General features: G+C 64.8%; 12 protein-coding genes. 10 read left to right on the forward strand and 2 right to left on the reverse strand.

The genetic code is table 11. The annotated features are described in order from the left end of the window. Positions 1-37: 37 nt before the first annotated feature. The 3 genes from AC1DQK_RS01275 (at position 38) to AC1DQK_RS01285 (ending at position 5,642) form a co-directional block, all read left to right on the forward strand. The gene (locus AC1DQK_RS01275) at positions 38-1,867 is read left to right on the forward strand and encodes a tetratricopeptide repeat-containing sulfotransferase family protein (RefSeq protein ID WP_477866548.1); all 1,830 of its coding nucleotides are present in this window, start codon (positions 38-40) and stop codon (positions 1,865-1,867) included. A gap of 87 nt (positions 1,868-1,954) precedes the next feature. Beyond that, positions 1,955-4,330: a TonB-dependent receptor gene (locus AC1DQK_RS01280; RefSeq protein ID WP_477866550.1), complete on the forward strand. Its 2,376-nt coding sequence runs from the start codon at positions 1,955-1,957 to the stop codon at positions 4,328-4,330. Between the two features lie 7 nt (positions 4,331-4,337). Then, a complete protein-coding gene (locus tag AC1DQK_RS01285) occupies positions 4,338-5,642 on the forward strand; it encodes an amino acid permease (protein ID WP_477866552.1) in 1,305 nt (434 codons plus the stop codon). Positions 5,643-5,798: 156 nt separating this feature from the next. Here AC1DQK_RS01285 and AC1DQK_RS01290 read toward each other — a convergent pair whose 3' ends face one another. Together AC1DQK_RS01290 and AC1DQK_RS01295 are read right to left on the reverse strand one after the other, a co-directional pair. Continuing rightward, on the reverse strand, positions 5,799-7,400 hold the full coding sequence (locus AC1DQK_RS01290; RefSeq protein WP_477866554.1) for a phytoene desaturase family protein: 1,602 nt from the start codon (positions 7,398-7,400) through the stop codon (positions 5,799-5,801). After that, positions 7,397-8,587 (reverse strand): aromatic ring-hydroxylating oxygenase subunit alpha, encoded by a 1,191-nt coding sequence (locus AC1DQK_RS01295; RefSeq protein WP_477866556.1) that lies wholly within the window; start codon positions 8,585-8,587, stop codon positions 7,397-7,399. The genes AC1DQK_RS01290 and AC1DQK_RS01295 overlap by 4 nt, the downstream gene beginning before the upstream one ends. Before the next feature lie 177 nt (positions 8,588-8,764). Here AC1DQK_RS01295 and AC1DQK_RS01300 point away from each other — a divergent pair, with 177 nt between their 5' ends. The 7 genes from AC1DQK_RS01300 (at position 8,765) to bglA (ending at position 21,510) form a co-directional block, all read left to right on the forward strand. Continuing rightward, positions 8,765-11,230: a glycogen/starch/alpha-glucan phosphorylase gene (locus tag AC1DQK_RS01300; RefSeq protein WP_477866558.1), complete on the forward strand. Its 2,466-nt coding sequence runs from the start codon at positions 8,765-8,767 to the stop codon at positions 11,228-11,230. 148 nt (positions 11,231-11,378) lie between these two features. Further along, positions 11,379-13,538, forward strand: a complete 2,160-nt coding sequence (glgB, locus tag AC1DQK_RS01305) for a 1,4-alpha-glucan branching protein GlgB (protein ID WP_477866560.1) — start codon at positions 11,379-11,381, stop codon at positions 13,536-13,538. Then, a complete protein-coding gene (gene glgC, locus AC1DQK_RS01310; protein ID WP_477866562.1) occupies positions 13,538-14,818 on the forward strand; it encodes a glucose-1-phosphate adenylyltransferase in 1,281 nt (426 codons plus the stop codon). The genes glgB and glgC overlap by 1 nt, the downstream gene beginning before the upstream one ends. 7 nt (positions 14,819-14,825) lie before the next feature. Further along, complete coding sequence (glgA, locus tag AC1DQK_RS01315) at positions 14,826-16,283, forward strand: glycogen synthase GlgA (protein WP_477866564.1); 1,458 nt, start codon at positions 14,826-14,828, stop codon at positions 16,281-16,283. After that, on the forward strand, positions 16,280-17,911 hold the full coding sequence (locus AC1DQK_RS01320) for an alpha-D-glucose phosphate-specific phosphoglucomutase (RefSeq protein WP_477866566.1): 1,632 nt from the start codon (positions 16,280-16,282) through the stop codon (positions 17,909-17,911). The genes glgA and AC1DQK_RS01320 overlap by 4 nt, the downstream gene beginning before the upstream one ends. Beyond that, entirely contained in the window at positions 17,912-19,882 is a 1,971-nt protein-coding gene (glgX, locus tag AC1DQK_RS01325; protein WP_477866568.1) for a glycogen debranching protein GlgX, read from the forward strand. Continuing rightward, positions 19,879-21,510 (forward strand): beta-galactosidase BglA, encoded by a 1,632-nt coding sequence (bglA, locus tag AC1DQK_RS01330; RefSeq protein ID WP_477866570.1) that lies wholly within the window; start codon positions 19,879-19,881, stop codon positions 21,508-21,510. The genes glgX and bglA overlap by 4 nt, the downstream gene beginning before the upstream one ends. Positions 21,511-21,571 lie beyond the last annotated feature (61 nt).

Below are 21,571 nucleotides of genomic sequence, written 5' to 3' on the forward strand. Positions count from 1 at the left end.
CGTTGACACTCGCCCCGCCCGTCCTTGTAATGAACCGGTGGGATCGCGCAGCACGACATCGCCGGATCAACTTGATGCCGCGTTCGAGCGCGCCTCGCTGTTGGTCGCCGACGATCCCGCCGCCGCGCTGGAGATAGCGCGCGGCCTCCTCGACCAGGCGCCGTCGAGCCCCGACGTGCGCCGGCTCACCGGCCGCATCCACCGCGCGCTGGGCAATCATAGCGCAGCCGAGCATGCGGAACTGGCGGCAATCAGCCTTTCGGCAGGCGATCCGGAATTGCTCCGGGCGGCTCAGGCTCTGGTGGAGAACGAGCTTCATATCGCCGAACCGCTGCTGCGGGCTCGCCTGAAGGCATCGCCGTTCGATGTCGCCGCGATCCGGATGATGGCCGAACTGGGCGCAAGGGTCGGCCGCTATCGCGATGCCGAAACTCTGCTGCGCCGCGCCCTCGAACTGGCGCCGGCCTTCACCGCCGCCCGCGCGAATCTCGCCACGATCCTGCATCGCCAGAACCGGACCCAGGAAGCGCTCGCCGAACTCGACCGGCTCGGCAGCACCGAACCCGCCAATCCCGCCCACGCGACGCTACGGGCGGCCGTGCTCGGCCGGATCGGCGACTATGAGGAAGCGATCGCGCTCTACCGCGAGGTGCTCGCGGTTCGGCCCGATCAGCCCAAATTGTGGATGAGCTATGGCCATGCGCTGAAGACCGTCGGCCGGCTGGACGATGCGATCGCCGCCTACCGCCGCGGGCTCGACGCCGACCCGACGCTGGGCGAGATCTGGTGGAGCCTCGCAAACCTGAAGACGGTGCGCTTCGACGACGCCGATGTCGCCCGCATGCAACAGGCGCTGGAAGACCCGGGGCTGTCCGACGAGGACCGGCTGCATCTCGACTTCGCGCTGGGCAAGGCATCCGACGACGCCGGGCAAGTGGACGCAGCGTTCACTCATTATGCCCGCGGCAACGCGCTGCGCCGCAGCCAGATCGGCTATGATCCCGACGAGATCAGCCGGCAGGTCGACGCGATGATCGCGCTGTTCCAGCCCGACTTCCTGGCCGCACGGGCCGGCCAAGGCTGTCCGGCGGCCGATCCGATCTTCATCCTCGGCATGCCCCGCGCGGGTTCGACGCTGATCGAGCAGATCCTGTCCTGTCATTCGCTGGTCGAAGGCACGATGGAACTCCCCGACATCCCGCGACTGGCGGCGAAGGCAGCCACCCTAGCCGGCGGCTATCCGGGCGATCTTGGCAAACTCGACGCCGCGCAGCTCGCGATGCTCGGCGAGGACTATCTCGACGCGACCCGCATCCAGCGGCGCGAAGGCAAGCCGCAATTCATCGACAAGCTGCCAAACAACTGGCTGCATTGCGGCTTCATTCACCTGATCCTGCCCAATGCCAGGATCATCGACGCCCGCCGCCATCCTCTCGATTGCGGATTCTCGAACTTCCGGCAGCATTTCGCGCGCGGCCAGGGATTCAGCTACGGGCTGGATGATATCGGACGCTATTATGCCGATTATGTGCGACTGATGGCCCATATCGACGATGTGCTGCCGGGCCGCGTTCACCGTGTCATCCACGAACAGCTGCTCGACGACCCCGAGCGCGAAGTGCGCGTGCTGCTCGACGCGCTGGGCTTGCCCTTCGAGCAGGCGTGCCTCGACTTTCACGAGAGCCGGCGCGCCGTCCGCACGGCCAGCAGCGAGCAGGTACGCCGCCCGATCAATCGCGATGGTGTCGACCAGTGGCGCCCTTATGCCGACAAGCTCGGCCCTCTGATCGATGCGCTGGGCCCGGTGCTGACGGCCTATCCCGAGGTCCCGCCGCTGTGTTCATTGGGCAACACAGCGCAGAATTAACAAGCCTGTTCACGGCGCTAAATCATTCGACCTTGCAGCGCATGGGGTTTCGTGGGGAATTGCCCGCAGACGAGAAGGGATGATATCATGAAACCTGCGCACCTTCACCCAGTCGGTCGTACGGTCGCGGCTCTCCTGCTGACCTCGACCTTCCTTGCGACATCCGGCACGGCGCTGGCGCAGGCGGCGCCGGCAGATGTCGACACCGGCGAAATCATCGTCACCGCGACCAAGCGCAACGAAAGCATCCAGCGGGTGCCAATCAGCCTGCAGGCGCTCAGTACTGAGACGCTAGCGCAGCATCAGGTCAGCAACCTTGACGACTATGTGAAGCTGCTGCCCAGCGTCAGCTTCCAGACCTATGGACCTTCGCAGTCCGACATCTCGATCCGCGGTGTCTCCACCGGCGGCATCAACCTGCCTGGCGGATCACTGCCGACCGTCGGCATATATCTCGACGAGGTTCCGGTTTCGACGATCGGCGCGATGCTCGATGTCCACGCCTATGATCTGGCGCGCGTCGAAGCGCTTTCGGGACCACAGGGCACGCTGTACGGCGCAAGCTCTCTGGCGGGCACGATCAGGATGATCACCAACAAGCCCGTCCTCGGTAAGTTCGAAGGCGGCTACGACCTTGACCTCAACAAGTTCGGCAAAGGCAATGTGGGCGGCGGTGCCGAAGCCTTCGTCAACCTGCCGCTGGGCGAGAATGCCGCAGTTCGTGCGGTCGGCTGGTATCGGCACGACGGCGGCTATATCGACAATACCTTTGCGACGCGCACCTACCAGCTGTCCGATGGCGACCCGACCACCAACCTGACCGTAAACAACCAGGCTTTCGTCAAGAAGGACTTCAACGAGATCGATACCTATGGCGGGCGCGTGGCCCTCGGAATCGAACTCGACGACAACTGGACCGTTACACCCGGTGTTCAAGGGCAATATCAGAAAGCGAAAGGCACTTTTGGCTTCGATCCGGTTCGCGCAGGCGATCTCGAAGTCCACGAATTCGCGCCTGATCTGAACATAGACAAATGGTATCTCGCCAGCCTGACCATTCAAGGCAAAGTAGGCGATTTCGACATTACCTATGCGGGCGGCTATCTGAAGCGGTCGATCAACAATGACCAGGACTACAGCTATTACACCGTCTTTTATGACAGCCTCGACACTTACTATACCAATTTCCCCGATGGCAATGGAGGCTTTCTCGACCCGACCCAGCGCTACCACAACGAACAGCGCCTGACGAAGCAGAGCCACGAATTCCGGATCAGTTCGGATCGTGACAAGCCTTTGAGCTTCATCGCCGGTCTGTTCTATCAGCGCCAGTCGAACAAGAATCTCGCCGATTATTTCGTGCCGGGCCTCGCCGCGACCGGGGCTGGCTTCCTGACCATGGGCGACGATATCTTCACCACCGATACCCGGATCATCGCACGCGACTACGCGGCGTTCGGCGAGGTCTATTACAAGATCACGCCTGACCTGACACTGACCGGCGGTATCCGCGGCTTCAAGGCGCGCAATACTCTGCGGGGCTTCTCGGGTTTCCAGGGGAATGCCACGGATGCCGGCTGTACCATTCCGATTTCGGTAGGGAGCTGCGAGAATATCGGCTTGCCCGGAACAGGAAAAATCTACAAGGAGAGCGGCGAGACCCACAAGATCAGCCTCGCGTGGCAGATCGATTCGGAAAAAATGGTCTATGCGACATATTCGACCGGCTTCCGGCCGGGCGGCAACAATCGCAGACCTGGCATCGACCCATATGATGCCGATACGATCGACAATTACGAACTGGGTTGGAAAACGAGCCTGTTCGATCGGCGGCTCCGTTTCAATGGGTCAGTCTACTATATGGAGTGGAACAAGCTCCAATATACCCTGGCGCCGGTCGGGTCGATCGGCGTTGTTAACATCTACAACGCCGGGGACGCACGCATCTACGGTGCTGAGCTCACCGCCGCTTACACCTATGGCGGCCTGACGCTCTCTGGCACCGGCACGTTCACCGACGCCAAGTTGACGAAAGACTTCTGCGCCATAAACCCCGCAGGCAATCAGGATTGCACGGCAGGCCCCGTGGCAGCGCCCAAGGGTACGCGCTTGACGGTCCAGCCCAAGTTCAAAGGCACTGCCACGGCGCGGTACGACTTCGAACTGGCTGGGAACGAAAGCTTCGTACAGGGTTCGGTTCTGCAACAGGGCGGCGCGCGGCAGTTCCTCGCCACGGCGGATGACGCCGCGGTCGGGCGTACCAAGGCCTTCACCACCTTCGATTTCTCGGCGGGAACGGCGTTGGGGTCGATCAAGGTCGAGGCCTATATCCAGAACGCCTTCGACAAGCGCGGCATCGCCAGCAAGAACACCTTCTGCGCCCCGACCTATTGCGGCCAATATGCACGATCCTATCCAATCAAGCCGCAGCTGTTCGGGATGAAGGTCTCGCAGCGTTTCTGATGCTGGGATGACCCATCCAGGCGGCGGCAGGTCTCCCGCCCGCCCGCTCGGGCTGGTCATGGCGACGGCGCTGGTGGTCGGCAACATGATCGGCTCGGGCGTCTATATGCTCCCGGCAAGCCTCGCCCCCTATGGCTGGAACGTGATCCCCGCCTGGGGGATCACCATCGCCGGCAGCCTGTGTATAGCGGCCCTGTTCGCCGGGCTGTGCCGGGCACACCCGCAGGCGGGCGGTCCCTATGTCTATGTCCGCGCCGCCTTCGGGATGGATGCGGCCTTCTTCATCGCCTGGGCCTACTGGATTTCGCTGTTCGTCGGGAACGGGGCGATCGCCGTTGCCGCCGTCAGCTACCTGTCCGCCTTCATTCCCGCGCTGGCGACCAACGCGCTGATGTCGACAAGCGTGACGATCCTGCTGGTCTGGGCGCTCACCGCAATCAACCTGAGCGGCACCCGCAACGCGGGCTGGGTGCAGCTCGTCACCACGCTGCTCAAGATCCTGCCGCTGGTCGCCGTCGTCATCATCGCCGCGCTGGCGGTGCCCTCGGGAGAGCTCACCCTGCCCGATCCCCATCGACCGGACATCAGCCTCGGCGCGATCACGGCCGCGGGGACGCTGACCTTATGGGCGTTCCTGGGCCTGGAATCCGCAACAGTGCCCGCCGGCAAGGTCGTCGATCCCGCCCGCACCATCCCGCGCGCGACTCTCGGCGGCACGGCCGTGACCGGCCTGATCTATCTCTTCGCCTGCACCGCGGTGATCCTGCTGCTGGCCCCGGACGTGGCGGCGCATTCGGCTGCGCCCTTTGCCGAGGTGATAGGCCGCTATTGGGGCAGCGGCGCGGCGCACATCGTCGCCGCCTTCGCAATGATCAGCGCCCTCGGTGCGCTCAACGGCTGGATATTGCTCCAGGGCGAAATGCCTGCCGCGATGGCGGCCGGCGGCGTCTTTCCGAAGATGCTGGCGAAAGTTGCGACGAATGGCGTGCCGGTCCGCGCGCATATCCTGTCGAGTTGCCTCGTCACCGCAGTGTTGGCGCTCAACGCCAGCAAGACCACGGTCACCCTGTTCACCTTCGTCGCGCTGCTCGCGACTACGGCCTCGCTGGTCATGTACCTGTTCGTCGCCGCGGCCGCGCTCAAGCTGGGCGGGGTGAAACGCCGGGTCGCAATCGCGGGCGGGATCTATTCGGTCTGGGCGCTCTATGGCGCGGGTATCGAGGCGAACCTGTGGGGGGCGGTGCTGATCCTCGCCGGCGTGCCGATGTGGTGGATGATGCGGCGTCCTGCCACCGCCGCAGCCCGCATATGAAAACCAGAGCATGTTGGGATTAGACTGATCCGCTCATCCTGAGTAAGGGCTGAGCTTGGCGAAGACCGCATCGAAGGACGTCCTTCGACACGCCCCTTCGCCAAGCTCAGTGGCTGCTCAGGATGAGCGGGTGATTTAATCTAAACACCGCATGCGCTAGCTGAAGAACCGCGCCAGCCCGCGATCCGCCAATATCGCCTGCGCGGCGTTATGCCCCGGCGCGCCGGTCACGCCACCGCCGGGATGCGAGCCCGCGCCGCACATGTAGAGCCCCTTGATCGGGCCGCGATAATCGCCATGGCCAAGGATCGGCCGCGCCGCCCACAGCTGGTCGAGCGCCATATGCCCGTGCATGATGTCGCCGCCGATCAGGCCGAAGGTTCGCTCCAGGTCGAGCGGCGACAGGATCTGCCGGCCGATGACCGATTGCGCGAAGCCCGGCGCATGCGCCTCGACGGTGGCGATGACCTGATCCGCCGCCGCCTCGCGCTCGTCGTCCCAGCTTCTCCCGTCGGGCAACTCGGGCGCGAACTGCTGGCAGAACAGGCTCGCGACATGGCTACCCGCGGGCGCGAGGCTGTCGTCGACGGTCGAGGGGATCAGCATCTCGACGATCGGCTGCTTGGACCACCCAAAGGCGCGCGCATCGGTGAAGGCCCTGTCCATATAGTCGAGCGTCGGCGCGATGATGATGCCGCTGCGGTGATGCTCGCCCTCGCCCGGCAGCGCCGTGAAGTTCGGCAGCGCCGACAGCGCGACATTCATGCGGAAGGTGCCCGATCCGGCACGGAAGCCCTTCATCCGCCGCCGGAAATCGCCGTCGAGATCGGCCTGGTCGACCAGCTGGCGATAGAGCAGTCCCGGTCCGACATTGGAGGCGACGACCGGCGCCATATGCTCGGCGCCGCCTTGCGTCCGCACGCCGACGGCCCTCCCACCGTCGACCAGCAACCGTTCGACCGCGGTCTCCGTCTCGATAATCACGCCATGCTCCTCGCACGCCGCCTTCATCGCCTGGGTGATCGAGCCCATCCCGCCGATCGCGTGGCCCCAGGCGCCCTTCTTGCCGTTCACCTCCCCGAACACATGGTGGAGCAGCACATAGGCGGAGCCGGGCGTGTCGGGGCTGGCATAGTTGCCGACCACCGCGTCGAAACCGAAAGCCGCCTTCACGGCCTCGCTCTCGAACCAGCCATCGAGGAAGGTGCGTGCGCTCTTCACGAACAGGTCGAGCATGTCGCGCTGCGCGGGCAGCCCGGCGCCGGCGATCTTGCGCCCCTGCCCGGCCGCCTTGAGCAGCTCCAGCAGGCCGCCGCCCGGATTGGGAGGAATCTTGAGCGCAAGGTCACGCAGCACGTCGGCCACGCCTTCGAGCGCATCATAATAGGCCGGCAGCGCCTCGGCGTCGGCTTGCGAGAAGCGCCGGAACTCGGCCTGGGTGCGATCCAACCCGCCGCCGAGCTTGAGATAGCCGCCATCCTCCAGCGGCAGGAAATTGGAGATCGGCCGCTCGACGATCCGCAGGCCGCGCTTGTAGAGCCCCATATCGGCGATGACGCGCGGCTGCAGCAGGCTGACCGTGTAGCTCGCTACCGAATTGCGGAAACCGGGATGGAACTCGTCGGTCACCGCCGCCCCGCCGACGACCTTGCGCCGCTCGAGCACCCGCACCTTCAGCCCCTTGCGCGCAAGGTAGAAGGCGCAGACCAGCCCGTTATGCCCGCCGCCGATGATCACGGCGTCCTGTCGGGTCGTCACGAAAGCCGGCCCTCGACGCTGTTGGCGCTCCAGCCCATCGCGGGACGCTTCGGCTGGCGCGCCTCCGGGATCAGCACGCGCAGCTTGCGCGCGAAACTCTTGAGGCAGACCTCGCTGTTGCCGAGCGGTCCCTGGGTATAGCTCTCGGTCTGCATGCCCTCCTGCACCCGCGCCACCAGCTTCGTATCTTCGGCATTGACGAGCCGGTTGATCCGCCAGTTGAGATAGCGCGCGGCCTTCATCTCGCGCCGCTGGTCGGGCAGCACATAGGCGATCTCGCGGATCATCGTCTCGGTCGGCGACACCGGAAGGAACTGCATGAAGTCGATCTGGTCCGGATAGATATCGAAGGCGCTGTTCGGCCATAGCTTGAAATAGAGCCACATTCGCTGGCGCTCGGCCGAGAGATGCTCGACCGGCGGCAGGAATTTGCGGTAGAGCGCTTCTGAGGAACTGCCCGGCACGCCTTCCAGCAGCGGGCCGCTCATCCTGTCGACCCACTCGCTGGCCTCGATGCCATAGCCTGGGCCGAACAGCCGCTTCAGTCCCGGATGCGCGACCGGGATATGCAGCCCATCCGAATAATTGTCGGCGATATTCTTCCAGTTGACGCTGCGCGGGCGCATCACCACCCGGCCCAGCGCGCGCATGTCCTCGAAGCGGTAAGGCGCGATCTCGGCCTCATAGGGCGCCATCATCTCCGCGACCGAGGGGCCATCTCCTTCGATCCGCACGAAGATGAAGCCGCGCCACAGCTCGACGGCAAAGCGATGCAGGCCATGATCGGCCATGTCGAATGCCGGGTAATCGCGCTTGCCGGGCACACCGCTGAGGCTGCCGTCCAATTCGTAAGTCCAGGCGTGATAGGGGCAGACCAGCTTCCTGGCACAGCCCTCCGCGCCGTCGAGCAGCCGTGCCGCGCGGTGGCGGCAGACGTTGGACATCGCCCGCACCTCGCCGTCATCGCCGCGGATAACAAGGATGGATTCCTGCCCGATCGCCAACGCCTGCCAGTCGCCGGCATGGGGGACATCGCTCAGATGGCAGACCAGCTGCCAGCTCCGGCGAAAAATACGCTTCTGTTCGAGCGCAAAGGCCTCGGCATCATGATATAGCCAGCCCGGCAGGCCCAAAGCCTCGTCTGGATCGGCCGCCACTCCGAAATCCTTCACCACGCCCAACGTCATCGGCACTCTCAAAAAGCTGCTGGTGCGGATGGTCCGCTATACATCCCTGTCAGCAACCTGCCCCCATCCGCCTCAAAGGGCAAATGAAAGCGCTTGCCGCAGTGCAACATGGCTGTTGCGCCGCCGGTCCGCTGCGATACACTCGGCTCGATCCAAGGCCCCGGGGGAATCGCGACGATGAGCAGCACCAGCACCGCAGCCCTGCCGAAACCCGCCCAGCGGACGTCGGATCCCTCGACCCTCGCCGAAGAAATCATTGAACGGCTGACCTACCGGATCGGCAAGAGTGCCGCCGCGGCCAAGAGCCACGACTGGCTGGCGGCCGCCATCCTGGTGATCCGGGATCGTGTCATCGATCGCTGGATCGAAAGCACCCATGACACCTATGAGGCGGGCGGCAAGCGGGTCTATTATCTCAGCCTCGAGTTCCTGATCGGCCGGCTGATGCGCGACGCCGTGTCCAACCTCGGCCTGATGGACGAGATGCGCGAGGCACTGGCGCTGCTCGGCGTCGACATCGACATCATCCGCGAGCTTGAGCCCGATGCCGCGCTGGGCAATGGCGGCCTCGGCCGCCTCGCCGCCTGCTTCATGGAGTCGATGGCCTCTGTCGACATCCCCGCTTATGGCTATGGGATACGCTATGTGAACGGGATGTTCCGCCAGGAGATATCCGAAGGCTGGCAGGTCGAACTCCCCGAGACCTGGCTCGCCCACGGCAACAACTGGGAGTTCGAACGCCGCGAGGCGAGCTATGAGATCGGCTTCGGCGGCGTAGTCGATCTCGCCGCGGCGGACGGCAGCGGCGATCATGCCCGCCTTTGGAAACCGCACGATCGCTTCATCGCCACCGCCTATGACACGCCGGTGGTCGGCTGGCGCGGCGCCCGGGTCAACACGCTGCGGCTGTGGACCGCGCAGCCGATCGATCCGATCCTGCTCGATGCGTTCAACGCGGGCGACCATATCGGCGCGCTCAAGGAGAGCAACAAGGCGGAAGCGCTGACCCGCGTGCTCTATCCAGCCGATTCCAACGCTGCCGGCCAGGAGCTGCGCCTGCGCCAGGAATATTTCTTCTCCTCGGCCTCGCTGCAGGACATCGTTCGACGCCACGTCCAGTATTTCGGCGATATCCGCACCCTGCCCGACAAGGCGGCGATCCAGCTCAATGATACCCATCCGGCGGTATCGGTCGCCGAGCTGATGCGGATCCTGATCGATCTCCACGCTATGGACTTCGACGAAGCCTGGGACATCACCCGCGCGACCTTCGGCTACACCAACCATACTTTGCTGCCCGAAGCGCTGGAAAGCTGGCCTGTGCCGCTGTTCGAGCAGCTGCTGCCGCGGCACATGCAGCTGGTCTACGCGATCAACGCCAAGCTGCTGATCGCGGCGCGGCGCGAGCACGGCTTCGACGATGCCGGGATCAGCGCGATCTCGCTGATCGACGAGGGCGGCGACCGGCGGGTGCGCATGGGCAATCTCGCCTTTGCCGGCTCGCATAGCGTCAACGGCGTGTCGGCACTGCATACCGAGTTGATGAAGGGGACGGTGTTCGCCGATTTCCACCGGCTCTATCCCGATCGCATCAACAACAAGACCAACGGCATCACGCCGCGCCGCTGGCTGATGCAGTGCAACCCGGAGCTGACTGCGCTGATCCGCGAGGCGATCGGCGACAGGTTCCTCGACGACACCGAGGCGCTGCACGCGCTTTCGAAATTCGCCGAGGACAGCGCGTTCCAGGAAAAATTCGCGGCGGTGAAACTTGCCAAGAAGGCGGTGTTGTCGAACCTGCTGCGTGATCGCATGGGCCTGAAGGTCGATCCGACCGCGCTGTTCGATACCCAGATCAAGCGTATCCACGAATATAAGCGCCAGCTGCTAAACATCATCGAGGCGGTGGCGCTGTACGATCAGATCCGTTCGCATCCCGAGCGCGACTGGGTGCCGCGCGTCAAGCTGTTCGGCGGCAAGGCGGCGCCGAGCTATCACAATGCCAAGCTGATCATAAAGCTGGCCAACGACGTGGCGCGGGTCGTCAATCACGATCCTGCGGTGCAGGGACTGCTGAAGATCGCCTTCGTGCCGAACTACAATGTCTCGATGGCCGAGATCATGATGCCGGCCTGCGACCTGTCGGAGCAGATCTCGACGGCGGGAATGGAGGCATCGGGCACGGGCAACATGAAATTCGGGCTCAACGGCGCACTCACCATCGGTACGCTCGACGGCGCCAATGTCGAGATGCGCGACCATGTCGGTGCCGAGAATATCATCATCTTCGGCCTGACCGCGGCCGAGGTGGGCCAGGCCCGCGCGGACGGCCACGATCCTCGTCAGATCATCGAGCAGTCACGCGAGCTCAACCAGGCGTTGCAGGCCATCTCTGGTGGGGTGTTCTCGCCCGACGACCGCGACCGCTACAAGGCGCTGATCGCCGGGCTGTACGAGCATGACTGGTTCATGGTCGCCGCAGACTTTGACAGCTACCACGCCGCGCAACGCGGCGTGGACCGGCTCTGGACCGATCGCCGGGACTGGAATGCCAAGGCGATCCGCAATGTAGCGGGGATGGGCTGGTTCTCGTCTGATCGCACGATCCGTCAATATGCCTCTGAAATTTGGGGTGTTCTCTGAAAACTTCGGCCGACCGATTGATCTCATTCCTGTTTTCGTCACCCCAGCGTAGGGTGAGGTCCATGACTGCCTTCCGTCGAGAAGTGCTCGCGTGGCGAGAGACATGGATCCCAGCCTTCGCTGGGATGACGGAAGTAGCTTTGCGGCTATGACCCAGCTTCCCAGCGCCGAAATATCGGCTCTCACCAAGGGCCAGCATGGAGACCCCTTCGCCGTGCTCGGGGTCCATGCACAGGACAAGGGCCTCATTGCCCGTGCCTTCATTCCCGGCGCCGAGACGGCGGAGGCGCTGACACTCGCCGGCAAGGCTGCGGGCAGGCTCGCAATGATCGACAAGGCGGGACTGTTCGAAGGCAGGCTCTCGATCCGCAAGCCGCAGCCGCTGCGCTATCGCGCCGCCAGCGCCGCGGGCGAATGGGTCGTGGCCGATCCCTATAGCTTCGGCCCAGTGCTCGGCCCGATGGACGATTATTACATCGCCGAGGGCTCGCACCTGCGGCTGTTCGACAAGATGGGCGCGCACAAGCTCCGCCATGAGGGCGCCGATGGCATCCACTTCGCGGTCTGGGCGCCCAATGCGAGGCGCGTTTCGGTGGTCGGCCTGTTCAATGCGTGGGATGGCCGCCGTCACCTGATGCGGCTGCGGCGCGATACCGGCATCTGGGAAATCTTCGTCCCCGATATCGGCGAGGACGAGCCCTACAAGTTCGAGATTATCGGCCCGGACGGGAAAGCATTGCCCCTCAAGGCCGATCCCTTCGCCTTCCGTTCCGAACTGCGCCCGGCGACCGCATCGATCACCACTGCCGGGCTGGCGCATCGCTGGCAGGACGACGCGCATCGCGATTTCTGGGCCAAGGCCGATATCCGCCGCCAGCCCATGTCGATCTACGAGGTCCACGCCGGCTCCTGGCAGCGCGACGGCAAGGGCGAGTTCCTGTCCTGGGACGAGATGGCGGACCGGCTGATCCCCTATGTCGTCGAGATGGGCTTCACCCATATCGAGTTCCTGCCGATCACCGAATTCCCCTATGATCCGAGCTGGGGCTACCAGACCACCGGCCTCTATGCGCCCACGGCGCGGTTCGGTTCGCCCGAGGGATTCGCCCGCTTCGTCGAAGGAGCGCATCATGCCGGCATAGGCGTGATCCTCGATTGGGTGCCGGCGCATTTCCCGACCGACGCGCATGGGCTGGCCCAGTTCGACGGCACCGCGCTCTACGAACATGCCGATCCGCGCAAAGGCTTCCACCCTGACTGGAACACCGCGATCTATAATTTCGGGCGGCGCGAAGTGTTGGCGTATCTCGTCAACAACGCATTGTTCTGGGCCGAGAAATATCATCTCGACGGGCTGCGCGTCGATGCCGTCGCGTCGATGCTGTACCTCGATTATTCGCGCAAGGCGGGCGAGTGGCTGCCGAACAGCGAGGGCGGGCGCGAAAATCTCGAAGCGGTCGAGTTCCTTCGCCGCATGAACAAGGAGCTCTACGGCCATCATCCGGGCGTCATGACGATCGCCGAGGAATCGACCAGCTGGCCCAAGGTCTCGCACCCGGTCCACGAAGGCGGCCTGGGCTTCGGCTTCAAGTGGAACATGGGCTTCATGCACGACACGCTGCGCTACATGGCGCGCGAGCCGGTGTACCGCCAGCATCACCATGACGACATCACCTTCGGCCTGCTCTACGCCTTCGACGAGAATTTCGTGCTGCCGCTCAGCCATGACGAGGTTGTTCATGGCAAGGGTTCGCTGCTCAACAAGATGGCGGGCGACGACTGGCAGAAGTTCGCGAACCTGCGTGCCTATTACGCGCTGATGTGGGGTTATCCGGGAAAGAAGCTGTTGTTCATGGGCCAGGAGTTCGCGCAACGCGCGGAATGGAGCGAGGAACGCGCGCTCGACTGGCACCTGCTGGATGCGCCGGCGCATGCGGGCGTGAGCCGCCTCGTCCGCGATCTCAACCGGGTCTATCGCGACCGCCCCGCCCTCCACGCCCGCGACTGCGAGCCCGAAGGTTTCCACTGGGCAGTGGTCGACGATGCCGCAAATTCGGTGTTCGCCTGGGAACGCCATGCCCCCGGAGAGGCCCCCATCGCCGTGATCTCGAACATGACGCCGGTACCACGCCATGGCTATGGACTCCGCCTCTCGCGCGGCGGAGAGTGGCGCGAGATCATCAACAGCGATGCCGCGATCTATGGTGGGGGCAACATGGGCAATGGCGGTCGTATCACCGCGAGCGACGACGGATATGCCAGCATAACATTGCCGCCGCTCTCGACCTTGATGATCGAGGCGGTGTGATGGTGGAGGGCGATATCATGAAGGACCGGCGCAACCAGCCTTTGGCGCGCGATGCCATGGCCTATGTTCTGGCCGGTGGCCGCGGCAGCAGGCTCTATGAGCTGACCGACCGGAGGGCCAAGCCCGCGGTCTATTTCGGGTGCAAGACGCGGATCATCGACTTCGCCCTGTCCAACGCTCTGAACTCGGGCATCCGCCGCATCGGCGTGGCAACCCAATACAAGGCCCATTCGCTGATCCGGCACCTACAGCGCGGCTGGAACTTCCTGCGCCCGGAACGCAATGAAAGCTTCGACATATTGCCGGCGAGCCAGCGCGTATCCGAGACCCAGTGGTATGAAGGCACGGCCGACGCGGTCTTCCAGAATCTCGATATCATCGAGTCCTACGGGCCGGAATATATGATCATCCTGGCCGGCGATCATATCTACAAGATGGATTATGAACTGATGCTCCGCCAGCATGTCGATGCCGGCGCGGACGTCACTATCGGCTGCCTGGAAGTGCCGCGCCTCGAAGCGACCGGCTTCGGCGTGATGCATATCGACAGCAAGGCGCGGATCAAGGCCTTCGTCGAGAAACCCGCCGATCCCCCCGCCATGCCCGGCAAGCCCGACACGGCGCTCGCATCGATGGGCATCTATGTTTTCAACACGAAGTTTCTCGCCGAGGAGCTGCGCCGCGACGCGGCCGATCCGACATCGAGCCATGACTTCGGCGGCGATATCATTCCCCATATCGTCAAGCACGGCATGGCGGTGGCGCACCTGTTCTCGCAGAGTTGCATCCGCGCCGACAGCGAGCCCGAAGCCTATTGGCGCGATGTCGGTACGCTCGACGCCTATTGGGAGGCCAATGTCGACCTGACCGATGTGGTGCCGCAACTCGATCTCTACGAGCGCGACTGGCCGATCTGGAGCTATGCCGAGGTGAGCCCGCCCGCCAAGTTCGTCCATAATGACGAAGGCCGCCGCGGCGCCGCGACGTCTTCGCTCATTGCGGGCGGCTGCATCGTCTCGGGCGCCTCGCTGCACCGAAGCCTGCTGTTCACCAACGTACGGGTGAACAGCTTCTCGTCGATCACCGAGGCGGTGATCATGCCGGGATGCCAGATCGGCCGCGACGCACGGCTTGACAAGGTGGTGATCGACCAGGGCGTTCAGATCCCCAAGGGCCTGGTCGTCGGCGAAGATCCTGTCATGGATGCACAACGCTTCCGCCGCAGCGAAAAGGGCGTGTGCCTGATTACCCAGGCCATGATCGACCGACTGGTGGCATAGAGGGATCATGCCGCTGCGCCTGTTATCGGTTGCCTCCGAGCTCCATCCGCTGATCAAGACCGGGGGCCTCGCCGATGTGGCGGGGGCATTACCGGTCGCGCTCGCCCGGCATGGCGTCGAGGTTCGCTCGCTGCTGCCCGCCTATCCCCAGGTGTTGAAGGCGCTGCCCGCCGCAAAGCCCATCCATGCCTACAAGGCGCTGTTCGGCGGCCCGGCCCGCATTCTCGCGGCGAAGCTGAAAGGGCTCGATCTGCTGCTGCTCGACTCCCCCCGGCTGTTCGGCGCGCGCGAGGGCGGGCCCTATGGCGACGGCAGCGGGCATGACTGGCCGGACAACTGGCAACGCTTTGCGGCGCTGTCGGCCGCAGCGGCCGACATCGGCGCTGGCGCGATCAAGGGCTGGGCGGCCGATGTCGTGCACGCCCATGACTGGCAGGCGGCGATGTCCGCCGCCTATGTGCGCCATGGCCGCGCACCGCGGACGCCGGTGGTGGTCACGGTGCATAATCTCGCCTTTCAGGGGCGGTTCGAGGCGCGCATCTTCCCCGAACTCGGCCTACCCGCCTCGGCCTTCGCGGTGGACGGCGTCGAATATTATGGCGGCGTCGGGTATCTGAAGGCCGGCCTGCAATATGCCGATGCGATCACCACGGTAAGCCCGACTTATGCGGAAGAGATCCGCACCCCCGAGTTCGGCATGGGCCTCGACGGGCTGTTGCGCAGCCGCGGCGACGCCGTCAGCGGGATCGTCAACGGCATCGACAGCAGCGAGTGGAATCCCGAGACCGACCAGCATCTCGCAGCGCCCTTCTCGGTCCGCAAGCTCGGCGCCCGCGCCGCCAATCGACGCGCGCTGGAGAAGCGCTTCGGGCTGAAGCGCGGCAACGGCCCGATCTTCGCGATCATCAGCCGGCTGACCTGGCAGAAGGGCATCGACATGATGGTCGATGCCGTCGATCATATGGTTGCCCATGGCGGGCGGCTGGCGGTGCTCGGGTCGGGCGACAGTACATTCGAGCGTGCGCTGCTGGCCGCGGCAGACCGCCATCGCGGGCTGGTGGGCGTGGTCACCGGCTATGACGAGGCGCTGGCCCACCTGATCCAGGCGGGCGCCGATGCGATCCTGATCCCGTCGCGCTTCGAACCCTGCGGCCTGACCCAGCTTTACGGCCTGCGCTACGGCACCGTGCCGGTCGCGGCGCGCACCGGCGGGCTGGCCGACACCATCATAGACGCCAATGAAGCGGCACTGACCAGCGGGTGCGCGACCGGCATTCTCCACCCGCCCGACTCCAGCGAAGCCCTGAAAGCGGCGATCGGCCGCGCAATCGCGCTGTACGGCATGCCTGGGATATGGGCGGGCATGCGCAAACAGGGCATGCGTGCAGATTATGGCTGGGATCGCAGCAGCGCCCGCTATGCCGCGCTCTACCGATCATTGCTCGACAGGAACCAGGCTGCATGACGATCCGCGAGGTTGCCACCACCGCCTTCACCGACCAGAAACCCGGGACTTCCGGGCTTCGCAAGAAGGTGCCGGTGTTCCAGCAGCCCGGCTATGCGGAGAACTTCATCCAGTCGATCTTCGACTCGCTCGAAGGCTTCGAGGGACAGGCGCTGGTGATCGGCGGCGACGGCCGCTTCTACAATCGCGAGGTGATCCAGACCGCGATCCGTATGGCAGCGGCGAACGGCTTCGGAACGATCATTGTCGGACGCGGCGGCATCCTGTCCACACCAGCGGCGAGCCATGTGATCCGCTCCCATGGCGCGTTTGGCGGCATCGTGCTGTCGGCAAGTCACAATCCCGGCGGCCCCACCGAGGATTTCGGGATCAAATACAATATTTCGAACGGCGGCCCCGCGCCCGAGAAAATCACCGAGGCGATCTATGCGAAGAGCAGGACGATCGCCCGCTACCTGACGCTCGATGCGCCCGACGTCGACCTCGACCGCGACGGCGACACCCGGGTCGGTGGCGCGACCGTGCGGATTATCGATCCGGTCGCGGATTATGCCGATTTGATGGAAGGCCTGTTCGACTTCCCCGCGATCCGCGCGCTGATCGGCTCCGGCTTCCGCATCGCCTTCGATGCGATGAGCGCCGTCACCGGCCCCTACGCCACCGAGATATTGGAGCGCCGCCTTGGTGCGCCGGCGGGAACCGTCCGCCACGGTACGCCGCTACCCGATTTCGGCGGGCATCACCCCGATCCCAACCTCGTCCACGCGAAGGCGCTCTACGACGACATGATGCGCCCCGGCGCGCCCGATTTCGGCGCCGCCTCCGACGGCGACGGCGACCGCAACCTGATCATCGGCAAGGGCATCTTCGTCACGCCCTCGGATTCGCTGGCGATGTTGGCCGCCAACGCCCATCTGGCGCCGGGCTATGCCAGAGGCCTCTCCGGTATTGCCCGCTCGATGCCGACCAGCGGCGCGGCCGACCGGGTCGCCGAACGGCTCGCCATCCCGCTGTACGAAACGCCGACAGGCTGGAAATTCTTCGGCAGCCTGCTCGATGCCGGCAAGGCAACGATCTGCGGCGAGGAGAGCGCCGGTACAGGTTCCGATCATGTCCGCGAGAAGGACGGGCTGTGGGCGGTGCTGCTGTGGCTCAACATCCTCGCCGTTCGCGGCGAGAGCGTCCGCGCGATCGCCGAGGACCACTGGGCTCGCTACGGCCGCAACTATTATGCGCGTCATGATTATGAAGGCGTCGACAGCGCCGCGGCCGACGCGATGATCGAGGGATTGCGGGCGCGCCTCGCAAGCCTGCCGGGCGAGCGCGTGGGGGCGCTCACCGTCGCCGCCGCCGATGACTTCGCTTATCTCGATCCGGTCGACGGCTCCGAAAGCCGCAATCAGGGAATTCGCATCCTGTTCGACGGCGGTTCGCGGATCGTGTTCCGCCTGTCGGGCACGGGCACCTCTGGCGCGACGATCCGCGTCTATATCGAGCGATACGAGCCGACAGATGGCGACTTGCACCGCGAGACCGGCGACGCGATTGCCGATCTTGTCGCCGCGGTCGAGGCAATTGCGGGAATCACCCGGCACACGGCACGGACCGCGCCCGATGTGATCACCTAGATGGCGCTTCAACCCCCTGACCGCTTTGGCGCCACGATCACGGCCAGCGGCGTCCACTTCGCGCTCTGGTCCGAAACCGCCGCCGCGGCCTGGGTCTCGATCTTCGACGACAGCGGCAACGCCGAAGTCGACCGCTTTCCGCTCGATCGCGGCCCTGCCGATATTTTCCAGGCGACAGTTCCCGGTCTCGGTGCGGGCGCCCGCTACGGCTTTCGCGCCGATGGCCCCTATGATCCGGCGCACGGCCTGTGGTTCGATCCGTCGAAGCTGCTCGCCGATCCCTACGCCATCGCTATCGACCGGCCCTATGCCTACGACCCGCGCCTCGCTGCGCCTCGCGATGCAGCCATCGATACGGCTCCGTTGATGCCGAAGGCGATCGTCACCGCGCTGCCCCCGCCGGTCGCGCACCGCCCCCCCTGCTTCACGGCCGGCGGGCTGATCTACGAGGTCAATGTCCGCGGCTTCACCAAGCTGCATCCGGACATCGCGGAACGGCAGCGCGGTACGATCGCGGCGCTGTCGCACCCCGCAATCATCAGTCATCTCAAGGCGATCGGCGTCGGCGCTATCGAGCTTATGCCGATCACCGCCTGGATCGACGAACGCCATCTCGGCCCGCTCGGCCTGACCAACAGCTGGGGCTATAATCCGGTCGGCTTCATGGCCCTCGATCCCCGCCTTGCGCCGGGCGGCATCGCCGAACTGCGCGACACGGTGGAGGCGCTGCACACCGCGGGCATCGCCGTGCTGCTCGACGTCGTGTTCAACCATAGCGGCGAAAGCGACGCGTTGGGGCCGACCCTGTCGCTGCGCGGGATCGACAACCATGCCTATTTCAGCGCGGTGCGCGACGAGCCGGGGACGCTGGCGAACGACAGCGGCTGCGGCAATACGCTCAACTGCGATCATCCCGCGACCCGACGGCTCGTTTTCGACGCGATGCGGCACTTCGTCGCCAATGCGGGGATCGACGGCTTCCGCTTCGATCTCGCACCGATCCTAGGGCGGGGCCGCGACGGCTATGAGCCCGATGCCGCCTTCTTCCGCGAACTGCGCCGCGACGCCGTCCTGTCGGACCGCATCCTCATTGCCGAGCCCTGGGATGTCGGCCCCGGCGGCTACCAGCTCGGCAACTTCGGTGCCCCATTCCTCGAATGGAATGATCGCTACCGCGACGATGTCCGCCGCTTCTGGCGCGGAGATCCGCACAGCGTCGGCGATCTCGCCACCCGACTGGCCGGGTCATCCGACATCTTCGGTCACCATGGCAGCACGCACAGCCGCACCGTCAACTTCATCGCCGCGCATGATGGCTTCACCCTCGCCGACGTCACCGCCTATGGCACCAAGCACAACGAGGCCAATGGCGAAGCCAATCGCGATGGCCACAACGACAATTTCAGCTGGAACAACGGCGTGGAGGGGCCAACCGACGATCCGGTAGTGCTCGCCGCCCGCCGCAGCGACGCCAAGGCGCTCCTGGCGACGCTGTTCGCCTCGCGCGGTACGATCATGCTCACGGCCGGGGATGAGTTCGGCCGCAGCCAGCGGGGCAACAACAACGCCTATGCCCAGGATAATGCGGTCAGCTGGGTCGACTGGCACAATCGCGACATGGAGCTGGAACGCTTTGCCGCGCGCTTGGCGCAGATCCGGGCCGCACACCCCGCCTTGTCCGATCCGGTGCTGCTCGGCGCCGCCGATGTCGACTGGCTGACCTTCGATGGCGAGTTGTTCGAAAGCGAGGACTGGCACGATCCCAAGACCGCGAGCATCGTCATGCTCATCCACTTGCCGGAGCAGGAAAAGCGGATCGCCGTTGCCTTCAACCGCACGGCCGAAGCGCGTGCGCTCCTGCTCGCAGTCAAGGCGGACCATCACTGGCGGAGGCTCGACGAGGACGGGCGATCTCTGATCGTGCCGCCCCGGTCTGTCGCCTATCTGATCGAGGAAGAGGGACAGGCATGAGCGATGGCGGCGACCGGGACTGGTGGCGCGGCGCGGTGATCTATCAGGTCTATCCGCGCTCCTTCCAGGACAGCGATGGCGATGGCGTCGGCGATCTCGCCGGTATTACCGCGCGGCTCGATCATATCGCATCGCTCGGCGTCGACGCGATCTGGGTGTCGCCCTTCTTCAAGTCGCCGATGGCCGACATGGGCTATGACGTCTCGGACTATCGCGATGTCGATCCGATGTTCGGCACGCTTGCCGATTTCGACGCCATGCTGGCGCGCGCGCACGAACTCGGCCTGAAGATCATCATCGACCAGGTGCTCAGCCACACCTCTGACCAGCACGCCTGGTTCAAGGAAAGCCGCTCCAGCCGCGATAATCCCAAGGCCGACTGGTATGTATGGGCCGACCCCAAACCCGACGGCACCGCGCCCAACAACTGGCTGTCGATCTTCGGCGGCCCTGCCTGGGAGTGGGACGGAACGCGGATGCAATATTATATGCACAGCTTCCTGGCATCGCAGCCCGATGTGAATTTCCACTCGCCCGAGATCCGCGACGAGCTGATCGAGGCGATGCGCTTCTGGCTCGATCGCGGTGTCGACGGCTTTCGGCTCGATGCCTGCAACCATTATTTCCACGATGCGAAGCTGCGCGACAACCCGCCGGTGAAGCGAAGCGGCGCCCATGATGTCCCCGACAGCAATCCCTATGGTTTCCAGGAGCACAGATACGATAAGACCCAGCCCGAGAATCTGCCCTTCCTGCGGCGCATCCGGGCGCTGCTCGACGAATATCCCGGCACGCTGGCGGTGGGCGAAGTCGGCGATGGCGATCGATCGCCGTCGACCGTCGGCCTCTACACCTCGGGCGGCGACGCGCTGCATTTCTGCTACACCTTCGACCTGTTCGGCCCCGAATTCTCCGGCGACCATTTCCGGCAGACCATCGCGAAGTTCGAAGCCGCGGCCAAGGACGGATGGGTGTGCTGGGCGCTGTCGAACCATGATGTGGTCCGCCATGTCAGCCGTTTCGCACAGCCGGGCGACGATCTCGACCGCATCGCCCGGCTGTCGCTTGCGATCCTGATCGCCCTGCGCGGCACGATCTGTCTCTATCAGGGCGAGGAGCTGGCTCTGCCGGAGGCGGAGATCGCTTATGAGGATCTGCGCGATCCCTATGGCATCCGCTTCTGGCCATCCTTCAAGGGCCGCGACGGTTGCCGCACGCCGATGCCCTGGTCCTCCGCCGATGAGCAGGCAGGCTTTTCGTCGGCCAAGCCGTGGCTGCCAATCCCCGCCGCGCATCGCCCTCGCGCGGTGGACGTACAGGAGCGCGACCGCAGGGCGGTGCTCGGCTTCTACCGCCAGGCGCTCGCCTATCGCCGGAGCAGCATCGCCCTCCAGCGCGGCGACATTGTTTTCCTCGAAGCGCCGGACGAGATCCTGGCCTTCACCAGAAGCTTCGACGGCCACACCACATTATGTCTATACAATATGTCGCGCGAACCGCAGGACTGGCTGCTGCCCTCCGCTTTCTCTGCCGCCATCGCCGAACCGCTCTCCGCGCCAGGCATCACGGTCAACCCGAAGAAGGCGCGGCTGCCGGCCCTATCATGGGCGTATCTGCGGTCGTCCTGAGTTCGCCACGGCGGCCGAAACAAATCTCTTGATATAACATATCATCACCTCTACCGACCGG

The organism is Rhizorhabdus sp. P4_G5, from assembly GCF_056401065.1.